At 71.3% G+C, this 12,680-nt stretch carries 9 protein-coding genes, 2 tRNA genes and 1 pseudogene; 9 read left to right on the top strand and 3 right to left on the bottom strand.

Features of this window, described 5'->3' with window-relative positions; genetic code table 11:
- Positions 1-101: 101 nt before the first annotated feature.
- Both CP974_RS09540 and CP974_RS09530 read left to right on the top strand, forming a co-directional pair.
- Positions 102-1,252: pseudogene (locus CP974_RS09540) on the top strand (PP2C family protein-serine/threonine phosphatase).
- Between the two features lie 140 nt (positions 1,253-1,392).
- Positions 1,393-1,842, top strand: coding sequence for an HD domain-containing protein (locus tag CP974_RS09530; RefSeq protein ID WP_031129250.1), 450 nt, complete (start codon positions 1,393-1,395; stop codon positions 1,840-1,842).
- On the opposite strand, the gene CP974_RS09525 is transcribed toward CP974_RS09530, so the two are convergent.
- A complete protein-coding gene (locus tag CP974_RS09525) occupies positions 1,829-3,016 on the bottom strand; it encodes an acyltransferase family protein (RefSeq protein ID WP_078915379.1) in 1,188 nt (395 codons plus the stop codon). The genes CP974_RS09530 and CP974_RS09525 overlap by 14 nt on opposite strands.
- Before the next feature lie 416 nt (positions 3,017-3,432).
- Between CP974_RS09525 and CP974_RS09520 the strand changes: the two genes are divergently transcribed.
- Entirely contained in the window at positions 3,433-3,627 is a 195-nt protein-coding gene (locus CP974_RS09520) for a hypothetical protein (RefSeq protein WP_031129252.1), read from the top strand.
- A 211-nt stretch (positions 3,628-3,838) separates the two neighbouring features.
- On the opposite strand, the gene CP974_RS09515 is transcribed toward CP974_RS09520, so the two are convergent.
- Positions 3,839-3,909: transfer RNA gene (locus CP974_RS09515), tRNA-Gly, on the bottom strand.
- Positions 3,910-4,048: 139 nt separating this feature from the next.
- Between CP974_RS09515 and CP974_RS09510 the strand changes: the two genes are divergently transcribed.
- The 5 genes from CP974_RS09510 (at position 4,049) to clpX (ending at position 8,759) form a co-directional block, all read left to right on the top strand.
- Positions 4,049-4,125: transfer RNA gene (locus CP974_RS09510), tRNA-Pro, on the top strand.
- 211 nt (positions 4,126-4,336) lie between these two features.
- The gene (gene tig, locus CP974_RS09505) at positions 4,337-5,746 is read left to right on the top strand and encodes a trigger factor (protein WP_031129253.1); all 1,410 of its coding nucleotides are present in this window, start codon (positions 4,337-4,339) and stop codon (positions 5,744-5,746) included.
- Positions 5,747-5,983: 237 nt separating this feature from the next.
- A complete protein-coding gene (locus tag CP974_RS09500) occupies positions 5,984-6,589 on the top strand; it encodes an ATP-dependent Clp protease proteolytic subunit (protein WP_031129254.1) in 606 nt (201 codons plus the stop codon).
- A 68-nt stretch (positions 6,590-6,657) separates the two neighbouring features.
- A complete protein-coding gene (locus tag CP974_RS09495; RefSeq protein ID WP_010470196.1) occupies positions 6,658-7,317 on the top strand; it encodes an ATP-dependent Clp protease proteolytic subunit in 660 nt (219 codons plus the stop codon).
- 158 nt (positions 7,318-7,475) lie between these two features.
- Positions 7,476-8,759 (top strand): ATP-dependent Clp protease ATP-binding subunit ClpX, encoded by a 1,284-nt coding sequence (clpX, locus tag CP974_RS09490; protein WP_031129255.1) that lies wholly within the window; start codon positions 7,476-7,478, stop codon positions 8,757-8,759.
- Between the two features lie 80 nt (positions 8,760-8,839).
- Here the strand turns inward: clpX and CP974_RS09485 are convergent, their stop codons facing one another.
- Positions 8,840-9,844, bottom strand: a complete 1,005-nt coding sequence (locus tag CP974_RS09485; protein ID WP_031129256.1) for a flagellar basal body-associated FliL family protein — start codon at positions 9,842-9,844, stop codon at positions 8,840-8,842.
- Positions 9,845-9,981: 137 nt separating this feature from the next.
- Here CP974_RS09485 and CP974_RS09480 point away from each other — a divergent pair, with 137 nt between their 5' ends.
- On the top strand, positions 9,982-12,603 hold the full coding sequence (locus tag CP974_RS09480) for a valine--tRNA ligase (protein WP_150485791.1): 2,622 nt from the start codon (positions 9,982-9,984) through the stop codon (positions 12,601-12,603).
- Positions 12,604-12,680: the final 77 nt, after the last annotated feature.

Raw genomic sequence — 12,680 nt, 5'->3', positions numbered from 1 at the left:
CCGTATCAGCCCACCGCGACGACGTGCGACCCGATTTCGAACGCAATGTCACGGGGGGTCCCCCTGCACGCCGACCGCCCGGATGGATAGGGTCCGGGACGATGGCCCGCAGCGCACCACGAACGGACACGTACGCGGCCCGGTACCGCAAGGCGGTGCACCGGGCCCGCGTCGGGCTGCGCAAGTCCGCCGTCGACTACTTCCGCGGCGACGGGTCCGACTGGATCGCCCTCGCCGGCCTCTTCCTCACCATCCCGGCGATCATGCTCGCCACGATCGCCACCCCCGTGTGGTGCGCCCCCGAGGCGCTCGTCCTGCCCATCGTCGCCGGCGGCCTGGTGCTGCGCCCCGCCAGCCTCCTCGGCCTGTACGCCGCTGCGGCCGCCGCGCTGATCGTCGAGTCCGCCGCGCTCGGCCCGTACACCGAGGGCGCCGCGCGGGGGTCACCCCCGGCACCGTCCTCGTCGTCGCCGCGGGCGGTCTGTTCGGACTGCTCATCGCCCAGTTCCGGGCCCGTGTCGGCGTGCCCTGGCGGCGCGGCGGCACCATGCTGTTCGACCTGCGCGAGCGCATCCGCGCCCAGAGCGCCCTGCCGCCGCTGCCCAGGGGCTGGCACCGCGAGATGGCGCTGCGCCCCGCCGGGGGCCAGTCCTTCTCCGGCGACTTCGTCGTCGCCGCCCGCACCAACGGCGGACGCACCCTCGAAGCCGTCCTCACCGACGTGTCCGGCAAGGGCATGGACGCGGGCTCGCGCGCCCTGCTGCTCTCCGGCGCCTTCGGCGGGCTGCTCGGCTCCCTGCCGCCGCACGGCTTCCTCCCCGCCGCCAACGGCTACCTGCTGCGGCAGGACTGGGACGAGGGCTTCGCCACCTCCATCCACCTCGTCCTCGACCTGGAGTCCGGCGACTACGAGCTGCTGTCCGCCGGCCACCTGCCGGCCCTCCAGCTCCACGCGGGGAGCGGGCGGTGGGAGGAGAAGGCCGGCGACGGGCCGCTGCTGGGGGTCTACGACGGCGCCGAGTTCCACCCCGTGAAGGGCACCCTGCGCCCCGGCGACGTGCTGATGCTGTTCACCGACGGGCTGGTCGAGGCCGCCGACCGGGACCTCTCCGAGGGCATGGACCGGCTCAGCGGGGAGGCCGACCGGTACGTCACGGCGGGCTTCCGCGGCGCGGCCTGGCACCTCATCGAGGCGTGTGCCAAGGACGTCAACGACGACCGCGCGCTGCTGCTCATCTCCCGCGACGCCTGACAGGCTCCCACCGCCCGACTCTGCCCCGGTCCCGCCCCGGACGCCCCGCCCGGCCCCGCCCCGGCCGCCCCCGCCCCCTCCCGCGTACGCCCCTCGCGCCCCGGCGGCCACCCTCGGTCCCGCCCGCGTACAGTCGCCGCATGCCGTACCTCTCCCTCGCCCAGGTCGAGGCCGTCGCCCGCCGCGCCCACGCCGGGCAGACGGACAAGGCCGGACGCCCCTACGCCGAGCACCTCCAGGCCGTCGCCGAGGGCGTACGGGCACGGGGCGGCGACGACGAGCAGATCGCCGCGGCCTGGCTGCACGACGCGATCGAGGACGGCGCCCTGCCGGAGAGCTGGCTCGCGGAGGCGGAGCTGCCCCGGCGGGTGAAGGAGATCGTGCTGGCCCTCACCAAGCGCCCCGGCGAGGACCTCCAGCGGTACGCGGACCGCATCCTGGCCGTGCCCGGCGCCCGCCTGGTCAAGGAGGCCGACCTCGCGCACAACGCCGACCCCGGCCGGCTCGCCGTCCTCGACGAGGCGGTCAGGGCCCGGCTGACCGCCAAGTACGCGCACGTACGGCGGCTCCTCGGCATCACCTCCGACTGACCGCCCCACCGGCCCCCACCCCACCGACCGCCCCACCGTCGACCGCCCCACGCCCGGCCGCCCCGCCACCGGCCTGCCGCGCACCGCCTGCCGCCACCACCCCGGGCCCCGCGCCCGAGCCGCCCGCGCCGCCCGCCCCCGGGCCCTCCGCCCCGCGGCGGAACGCCCACTCCAGGCGCGGCTCCGTCACCCACCGCAGCGCGCGCCGCACCGGCGGGGCGCACATCAGCGTGACCGCGACGGCCGCCGCGACCGTCAGCCCCGCGCGCCCCACCGGCGTGGCCAGCACCGGGTGGGCGTCCACCAGCTCCCCGTACTGGAGCGCCTTCACCGGGAAGCCGTGCAGCAGGTACCCGCACAGGCTCCCGGCGCCCAGCACGGTGAACCAGGTCCGCCGCGACGGCACCCACGCGAGGAACGCCGCCGTCAGGGCCAGCGCCACCGAGCCCAGCGCGACCGTCGCCAGCGGCCCCGCCCACCAGGCGTACCCCAGCTCCTGGGCGCTGGTGTTCCGGTAGAACCAGCCCATCCGCAGGTGCGGCGCCACGGCGTACGCCCCGGCCACCGCCGCCACCGCGACCGGCACGGCCGCCACCCGCGCGGCCCGCCGCCGCAGCAGCCGGAAGTGCTCCTCGCGCAGCGACAGGCCCAGCACGAAGAAGGGCAGGAACTGCAGGACCCGCTGGAGGTCCAGGTCGGCCGCGATCCGCGGGGTGAGCGACGCCAGCGCGGCGACGGCCGCGGCGATCGGCACGGGGTGCCGCAGGGCCCGCCACAGCGGGGCGGACAGCCGCCACACGAACAGCGCCAGCAGGAACCAGGTCAGGTAGAAGGGATCGGTCAGCGAGAACGCCTGCTGCGGGGCGTCCTGCGCCCACCGCCGGTAGAGCGTGTACGCCGTCTCGAACACCAGGTACGGCACGAGGACCCCGCCCACGAGCCGTCTGAGCTGGTCGGGCCGGGCCGCGAAGGTCCGGGAGAAGTACCCGGAGACCATCACGAAGGCCGGCATGTGGAAGGCGTACACCACCATGTACAGCGCGCGCGTCGCCCGGCTGCCCTCCATGACCGGCTCCCACGCGTGACCCACCGCGACGAGCACGATCGCCAGGTATTTCGCGTTGTCGAAGAAGGGGTCCCGTTGACTCTGCTTTTCCCGGAGTGGCTGGAACATTCGAGGCACCCTAGCCCCGTCCCGCAGCGCTCCGAGAACCGGCGAATTGACCTCACGGCATCCGGCGCGATGCCCGTAATGACACGACAAATCCCCCACATAAGCCGCATAGTGCCCGCCGTATCACCCCCCAGGCCCCCTCCCCGTCCCGTTCCGCGCGCAGGCGGGGAATCGCCTGCGGACTTCCTGTGGCGGACATGTGGGCGGGGCGCGGAGATCACCCCGAATTCCGTTGCGGAATTCCCGCCGCCCGGTGCGCCGGACGGGCGGGGCTCCCGCGGGGATCCCCACCGTCCGTCCACGATCCGTCACGGGGCAGCGCCGGAGGGGCTGTTGGTGGCACCATGGAGCCGTACGGGGGTGTGCCGGGCCGTGTGCCCCCGGCCGTCCGGACGGACCGACCGAGGGGATCAGTCGTGGCCATTTCCTTGTCCGTGGTGCTGTTGCTGTTGATCGTCCTGGTGGTGATGATCCGCGGCGGTTCCATCAAGGCGGGGCCCGCCGTCGTCGCCGCGCTCTTCGGCTTCTTCCTCGCGTCCTCCGGACTGGGGCCGACGATCACCAAGGTGCTCAACGACATAGCCGCGGCCATCAGCCGCATCAGCTTCTAGCCACCCCCGCCGGCCCCGGGAGTCCGCCGGCGTCCGCACCTCGGGCGTCCGGGCCCAGGGCCTCCGGGTCCCCCGGCTCCCGAGGCTCCGGATCCGTCCACGGCGCCCACGCCGGGCCGCGGTGGCCGGGCCGCCCGCGCGCGAGAGGGCCCGGGAACGAAACCGGCCCGGCCGGGTGAGCGATCACCCGGCCGGGCCGGTTTCGATACGGAGCGGGCGACGGGAATCGAACCCGCGTAGCTAGTTTGGAAGACTAGGGCTCTACCATTGAGCTACGCCCGCGAGCGGCACACCGCGCGTCACCCCGGGGAGCGACGGCCGCGCCACGTAGAGCATCGTAGCGGGTTCCCGCGCCTGGTCGCACACCCCTTCAATGTGCCGACGCAGAGCCCGCGGCCATGTACCCTACGTGTCGCACCGACGGGGTGTGGCGCAGCTTGGCAGCGCGTCCGCTTTGGGAGCGGAAGGCCGTGGGTTCAAATCCCGCCACCCCGACCACCACCGGGCCACCACGCGCGTCCGGCGCGTGTCCGGCGCGTGTCCGGCGCGCGTGTCCGCGCGACCATGATCACGTTGTGGGGCCCGTACTCCTTGCGGTTACTATGCAAGCTACGTGCCCGTGTGTCTTCCTGACCGGGCCGATCGGCCGGGCCGCCGCAGTCAGCGCCCCGGCGGAAACCCAAGAATCAGCCACCAAGGAGACCGAACCGTGAAGAGCGCCGTGGAGACCCTGAACCCGACCCGGGTTCGGCTCACTGTCGAGGTGCCCTTCGAGGAGCTCAAGGCCAGCCTCGACGCGGCGTATAAGAAGATCAACCAGCAGGTCACGGTCAAGGGCTTCCGCAAGGGCAAGATCCCGGCCCGGGTCATCGACCAGCGGTTCGGCCGCGGTGCGGTGCTGGAGGAGGCCGTCAACGACGCCCTTCCGAAGCTCTACACCGAGGCGGTCAACGAGGCCGACGTCAACCCGCTGGGCCAGCCCGAGGTGGACATCACGGAGCTGAAGGACGGCGAGCTGCTGGCCTTCACCGCCGAGGTCGACATCCGCCCGGCCATCGAGATCCCGGACTACTCCGGCATCGAGGTCACCGTCGACGCCGTCGAGGTCACCGACGAGGACGTCGAGAAGTCCGTGGAGCAGCTGCGCGAGCGCTTCGCCTCCACCTCCCCGGTCGAGCGCGCCGCCGCCGAGGGCGACGTCGTGACGATCGACCTGGAGGCCAAGGTCGACGGCGAGGTCCTCCCCGACGGCGTCGCCACCGGCGTGCAGTACACGATCGGCTCCGGCGAGCTGCTCGAGGGCATCGACGACGCCGTGACCGGCCTGGAGGCCGGTGGCGAGGCCACCTTCACCTCCACGCTGAAGGGCGGCTCGGCCGAGGGCAAGGAGGCCGAGGTCACCGTCAAGGTCACCCAGGTCGCCGCCCGCGAGCTCCCCGAGCTGGACGACGAGTTCGCCCAGATGGCGAGCGAGTTCGACACCCTCGACGAGCTGAAGGCCGACAGCCGCAAGCGCCTCGAGAACATGAAGCAGTACGACCAGGCCACCCAGGCCCAGGAGCGCGTCCTGGACGAGCTGCTCAAGCTGGTCGAGGTCCCGATCCCCGAGAAGCTCCTCGAGGACGAGGTCAACACCCGCAAGCACAACCTGGAGCACCACCAGCTCGGCCAGATGGGCCTCACGCTGGAGAAGTACCTGGAGCTCCAGGGCAAGACGGTCGAGGAGTTCGACGCCGAGACCCAGGAGCAGGCGGTCAAGGGCATCAAGACCCAGTTCATCCTGGACGAGCTCGTCTCCAAGGAGAAGCTGAACGTCAACCAGGACGAGCTGACCGAGCACCTGATGCGCCGCGCCGCGTCCTCCGGCATGAGCCCCGACCAGTTCGCCCAGGCCGTCGTCGAGGGCAACCAGGTCCCGATGCTCGTCGGCGAGGTCGCCCGCGGCAAGGCCCTGGCCCTCGTGGTCGAGGCCGCCAAGGTCGTCGACACCGACGGCGAGCCGGTCGTCCTGGACGACGACGAGGACGAGACGGCCGAGACGGCCGAGGCGTCCGCCGAGGCCGGCGACGACGCCGAGGCGAAGGCCGACGAGAAGTCCGAGGAGAAGTCCGAGGCCTGATCGGGCCTCGCCCTGAGCTCCGCGGCGGGCTCCGGACGCACTGCGCGGCCGGGGCCCGCCGCCGTATCCACGGAACCTTGCGCTCCCAGCGAACAGTTCGGGAAGCGGGATGGCGCCCGCCCACCTGCGCGTTAGGGTCCATGAATACGAGGGCAGGGGAGTACCCGCCCCCAGTACGACAGACGCTGAGACGGCCGCAGCCGTCAGAGACGAGCAGGTGGATACGTGACGAATCTGATGCCTTACGCCGCGGGTGAGCCGTCCATCGGTGGTGGCCTCGGCGACCATGTGTACAACCGGCTGCTCGGCGAGCGCATCGTCTTCCTCGGCCAGCAGGTCGACGACGACATCGCCAACAAGATCACCGCCCAGATGCTGCTCCTTGCCGCCGACCCGGACAAGGACATCTACCTGTACATCAACAGCCCCGGCGGCTCGGTGACGGCCGGCATGGCGATCTACGACACCATGCAGTACATCCCGAACGACGTCGTCACGATCGGCATGGGCATGGCCGCCTCCATGGGCCAGTTCCTGCTGACCGGCGGCACGGCGGGCAAGCGCTTCGCCCTGCCCAACACCGACATCCTGATGCACCAGGGCTCCGCCGGCATCGGCGGCACCGCCTCGGACATCAAGATCCAGGCCGAGTACCTCCTCCGGACGAAGCGGCGCATGGCCGAGATCACGGCGCGCCACTCGGGCCAGACCGTGGAGACGATCATCCGCGACGGCGACCGCGACCGCTGGTTCACCGCCGAGGAGGCCAAGGAGTACGGCCTGATCGACGAGATCATCTCCGCCGCCTCGGGCGTTCCGGGCGGTGGCGGCACCGGCGCCTGAGCGCCCGCCGCACCGACAGCCCCGCCCTCAGCAGCCCGCCGAACGCCACCAGGATGGTGAAACACCCCATGAGCAACTTCTCCGCGAGCGGCCTCTACACCGGCCCGCAGGTGGACAGCCGTTACGTCGTCCCCCGCTTCGTCGAGCGCACCTCCCAGGGCGTGCGCGAGTACGACCCTTACGCAAAGCTCTTCGAAGAGCGCGTGATCTTCCTCGGCGTCCAGATCGACGACGCCTCCGCCAACGACGTCATGGCCCAGCTCCTGTGCCTGGAGTCGATGGACCCGGACCGGGACATCTCGGTCTACATCAACAGCCCCGGCGGCTCCTTCACCGCGCTGACGGCCATCTACGACACGATGCAGTTCGTGAAGCCGGACATCCAGACCGTCTGCATGGGCCAGGCCGCGTCCGCCGCCGCCGTCCTCCTCGCCGCCGGCACCCCCGGCAAGCGCATGGCCCTGCCCAACGCCCGCGTGCTCATCCACCAGCCGTCCGGCGGCACGGGCCGCGAGCAGCTCTCCGACCTGGAGATCGCGGCCAACGAGATCCTGCGGATGCGCACGCAGCTCGAGGAGATGCTCGCCAAGCACTCCACGCAGCCGATCGAGAAGATCCGCGACGACATCGAGCGCGACAAGATCCTCACGGCCGAGGACGCCCTGGCGTACGGCCTGATCGACCAGATCGTCTCGACCCGCAAGAGCACGGCGGCCGCGGCGGCCTGACGCCCGACCTTCCCTTGGCACGGCGCCCCGGCGGACCCCCGTCGGCGCGAACCGTGCCAAGGGGGGCCCGAACAAAGGGCCCGGCAAGGTACCGTCGGATATGAGGCACCAGGAGCCGGCTGCGAACAAGCCGCTCCCAGGCGAAGGGGAAGCACCTCGTGGCACGCATCGGTGATGGCGGCGACCTGCTCAAGTGCTCGTTCTGCGGAAAGAGCCAGAAGCAGGTGAAGAAGCTCATCGCAGGCCCCGGTGTGTACATCTGCGACGAGTGCATCGACCTCTGCAACGAGATCATCGAGGAGGAGCTCGCCGAGACGAGCGAGGTGCGCTGGGAGGAACTCCCCAAGCCCCGCGAGATCTACGAGTTCCTGGAGGGCTACGTCGTCGGCCAGGAGCCGGCGAAGAAGGCCCTCTCCGTCGCCGTGTACAACCACTACAAGCGCGTCCAGGCCGGTGAGAACGGCGGCGCGCAGGGCAGGGACGACGCGATCGAGCTCGCCAAGTCCAACATCCTGCTGCTGGGTCCCACGGGCTCCGGCAAGACCCTGCTCGCCCAGACGCTGGCGCGCATGCTGAACGTCCCCTTCGCCATCGCCGACGCCACGGCGCTGACGGAGGCCGGATACGTCGGCGAGGACGTCGAGAACATCCTGCTCAAGCTCATCCAGGCGGCCGACTACGACGTCAAGAAGGCCGAGACGGGCATCATCTACATCGACGAGATCGACAAGGTGGCCCGCAAGAGCGAGAACCCCTCCATCACCCGCGACGTGTCGGGCGAGGGCGTCCAGCAGGCCCTGCTGAAGATCCTGGAGGGCACCACCGCCTCCGTGCCGCCGCAGGGCGGACGCAAGCACCCGCACCAGGAGTTCATCCAGATCGACACGACGAACGTGCTGTTCATCGTGGGCGGCGCCTTCGCCGGTCTGGAGAAGATCATCGAGTCGCGGGCCGGCGCCAAGGGCATCGGCTTCGGTGCCACGATCCGCTCCAAGCGGGAGATCGAGGCGAGCGACCAGTTCCAGGAGGTCATGCCGGAGGACCTGGTGAAGTTCGGGATGATCCCGGAGTTCATCGGCCGCCTCCCCGTCATCACCTCCGTGCACAACCTGGACCGCGAGGCCCTGCTCAAGATCCTGGTCGAGCCGCGCAACGCCCTGGTGAAGCAGTACCAGCGCCTCTTCGAACTCGACGGTGTGGAGCTGGACTTCGACCGCCCCGCCCTGGAGGCCATCGCCGACCAGGCCATCCTGCGCGGCACCGGCGCGCGCGGGCTGCGCGCCATCATGGAGGAGGTCCTCATGTCGGTGATGTACGAGGTCCCGTCCCGCAAGGACGTCGCCCGCGTCGTCATCACCGAGGACGTCGTCCACAACAACGTCAACCCGACCCTGGTGCCCCGTGTCGTCAAGGACCAGGGCCGCCACGAGAAGAGCGCGTAGGCCCACCGGCGTACGCGGGAAGGGCGCCCGCCCGGTTCGGTGGAACCGGGCGGGCGCCCTTGTGCTGCCGGGGCCGGCCGTCAGGCCTTGGAGCGGGAGTTCTTGTAGTGCTGCGCGGCCAGGTCGGCGGCCTGGTCCAGGCTCGGCGCCTGACCGGTCGTGGCGGCCAGCAGGTCGATCGTGTTGACCACGCCGTACGTGCTGTAGTCCGCCCAGATGCAGGTCGGGATCCGCGCCTCCTTCGGGCCCTTCTCCATGCTGCCGTCGCCGTCGGGGTTGCTGAACTTCAGGTACTGGCACTTCATCAGGGCGCCCTCGAAGCCGTCCGGGGTCTTCTCCTCCGGAGACCCCACGGGCTCCAGCTTCAGCGACTCGCCGAGCTGGGAGTTCTCCTTCTTGGTGTAGTTGGCGAAGCCCGCGTCGACGGCCTTCTCCGGGTCGGCGATCTCGCCCCACGTGCCGTTGAGGCTCATGCTGCGGCCCGGCGTCGTGCCCGAGACGGCCCCCGCCTTGTAGTTGGCCACGACCATCTGCGGGTTCTTGATGCCCATCGCGGTCGCGTTCGCCGTCATCTTGGCGTCCAGCTTGATCGTCCGGTCGCCGCCGGTCTTCTTGAAGTCGCCGATCGTCTCCGCCGGGGTGATCTTGTACCCCTTGGTGTCGTCCGCCACGGCCGCGTTGCCGCCGCCCATCCCCGAGAACAGGAACCACGCGCCCACGCCCAGCGCCACCACACCGGCCGCCACGCCGATGATCAGGCCCGTCTTCTTCTTGGGGGCCTGCGGCGGCACCGGCCCCCCGGGGTAGCCCGGCCCGGCGCCGTACGGGGGCTGCTGCGGCGGCTGCCCGTAGGCGCCCGGCTGCGGCGGCTGGCCGTACGGCGCGGGCGGCTGCTGCGGGTAGCCGTACCCCGGCTGCGCCGGCGGGGCCTGCTGCGGGTAGCCGTAGCCGGGCTGCGGCGCCTGCGGCTGGCCGTAGGGACCCGGCTGGCCGTACGGCCCCGGCTGCGCGGGCTGGCCCGGCTGGCCGTAGGGGCCGGGCTGCTGGGGCGGTCCGCCGTACGGGCCCGGCTGGTTGTAGCTCATGAGTGGGGTCCCCCATCAGACGTGTGTGCGTTGCCCACATCTTGGCCGAAGGAGCGTCCACCGGGGGCCGCGGGGTGCGGACTGTCACGGAACATTCCCGTTTCAGTACGGGGCTGTGACACCCCTAAACTGGGCCCGTGACCGAGAACACTCAGCATCAGCCAGCATCCGTCCCCGAACTGCCGACCCAGTACGCGCCGGCCGAGGTAGAGGGGAAGCTGTACGAGAGCTGGGTGGAGCGCGGTTACTTCGAGGCGGACGCGAAGAGCGAGAAGCCCGCGTACACCATCGTCATCCCGCCGCCGAACGTCACCGGCTCCCTCCACCTGGGCCACGCCTTCGAGCACACGCTGATCGACGCCCTCACCCGCCGCAAGCGCATGCAGGGGTACGAGACGCTGTGGCAGCCCGGCATGGACCACGCCGGCATCGCCACCCAGAACGTCGTCGAGCGCGAGCTCGCCAAGGAGGGCAAGTCCCGCCACGACCTGGGCCGCGAGGCCTTCGTCGAGCGGGTCTGGGAGTGGAAGGCCGAGTCCGGCGGCCAGATCGCCGGCCAGATGCGGCGCCTCGGCGAGGGCCTCGCCTGGAGCCGGGACCGGTTCACCATGGACGAGGGCCTGTCGCGAGCCGTCCAGACCGTCTTCAAGAAGATGTTCGACGACGGCCTGATCTACCGCGCCGAGCGCATCATCAACTGGTGCCCCCGCTGCCTCACCGCCATCTCCGACATCGAGGTCGACTACCAGGACGACGACGGCGAGCTCGTCTCCATGAAGTACGGCGAGGGCGAGGACGCCATCGTCGTCGCCACCACGCGCGCGGAGACGATGCTCGGCGACACGGCCGTCGCCGTCCACCCCGACGACGAGCGCTACGCCCACCTGATCGGCAAGCAGATCAAGCTGCCGCTGACCGACCGCAGCATCCCGGTCGTCGACGACACCCACGTCGACCCCGCCTTCGGCACCGGCGCCGTCAAGGTGACCCCGGCGCACGACCCGAACGACTTCGCCATCGGCCAGCGCCACGACCTGGAGTCCATCGAGGTCCTCGACGAGCGCGGCGTGATCACCGTCCACGGCCCCTTCCAGGGCCTGGACCGGTTCGAGGCCCGCTCCGCGATCGTCGCCGCCCTGCGCGCCGAGGGCCGGATCGTCGCCGAGAAGCGCCCGTACGTCCACTCCGTCGGCCACTGCTCCCGCTGCAAGACGACGCTGGAGCCCCGCCTCTCGATGCAGTGGTGGGTGAAGGTCGAGAGCCTCGCCAAGGCCGCCGGGGACGCCGTCCGCGACGGCCGGGTCGACATCCACCCGGCCGACATGGCGCAGCGCTACTTCGACTGGGTCGACAACCTCAACGACTGGTGCATCTCGCGCCAGCTGTGGTGGGGCCACCGCATCCCCGTCTGGCACGGCCCGGACGGCGAGCTGGTCTGCGTCGGACCGGACGAGGAGCCGCCCGCGGGCGAGGGCTGGACCCAGGACACCGACGTCCTCGACACGTGGTTCTCGTCCGGCCTGTGGCCGTTCTCCACGCTCGGCTGGCCGGAGCGGACGCCCGACCTGGAGAAGTTCTATCCGAACTCCGTCCTGGTCACCGGCTACGACCTGATGTTCTTCTGGGTCGCCCGGATGATGATGTTCGGCCTGTACGCCATGGACGGGCAGCCGCCGTTCCGCACGATCGCGTTCCACGGCATGGTCCGCGACGAGTTCGGCAAGAAGATGTCGAAGTCGTTCGGGAACACGGTCAACCCGCTGGACTGGATGGACAAGTACGGCTCCGACGCCCTGCGCTTCACCCTGGCGAAGGGCGCCAACCCGGGCGTCGACGTCCCGATCGGTGAGGACTGGGTCCAGGCGTCCCGCAACTTCGCCAACAAGATCTGGAACGCCACCCGCTTCGCGCTGATGAACGGCGCCACGGTCGAGGGCCCGCTGCCCGACGCCTCCGCGATGACGGCCGCGGACCGCTGGATCCTGTCCCGCCTGGGCAAGACCGTCGCCGAGGTCGACGCGTACTACGACGACTTCCAGTTCGCCAAGCTCAGCGAGGCCCTGTACCACTTCGCGTGGGACGAGGTCTTCGACTGGTACGTCGAGCTGTCGAAGACCACGTTCTTCGCGGGCGGCGAGCAGGCGAAGGTGTCCGCGCGCGTCCTCGGCGAGGTGCTGGACGTGATGCTGCGCCTGCTGCACCCCGTCGTGCCGTTCGTCACCGACACGCTGTGGACCACGCTGACCGGCGGCGAGTCCCTGGTCGTCGCCGAGTGGCCGAAGGACTCCGGGTTCCGCGACGAGGCGGCCGAGCGGGAGATCGAGCTGGTCCAGCGGGTCGTCACCGAGGTCCGCCGGTTCCGCTCCGACCAGGGCCTCCAGCCCGGCCAGAAGGTCCCGGCCCGCCTGGACCTGGCCGGTACGGCGCTGGTGCCGCACGAGGCGGCGATCCGCCAGCTGCTGCGCCTCCAGCCGGAGGGCGAGGGCTTCGCGGCCACGGCGTCCCTGCCGGTCGCGGGCGCCACGGTCGCGCTCGACCTGTCGGGCACGATCGACGTCGCCGCCGAGCGCAAGCGCCTCGCCAAGGACCTGGCCGCCGCCGAGAAGGAGAAGGCCCAGGCCGAGGGCAAGCTCGGCAACGAGGCGTTCCTCGCCAAGGCGCCCGACCAGGTCGTGGAGAAGATCCGCACGCGGCTCGCCAAGGCGGACGAGGACATCGCCCGCATCCAGGCCCAGCTGGCCGCCCTTCCCCAGGGCTGACCCGCCGACGGGCCCGGACCGCCTGCGGTTCGGGCCCGCGCCCGGTTCGGGCCCGCGCCCGGTTCGGGCCCGCGCCC

The sequence above is a fragment of the Streptomyces fradiae ATCC 10745 = DSM 40063 genome, assembly GCF_008704425.1.
Lineage (GTDB): Bacteria > Actinomycetota > Actinomycetes > Streptomycetales > Streptomycetaceae > Streptomyces > Streptomyces fradiae.
Note: the sequence above shows the minus strand (reverse complement) of the source record. Positions and strands in the feature narration are given on the sequence as shown.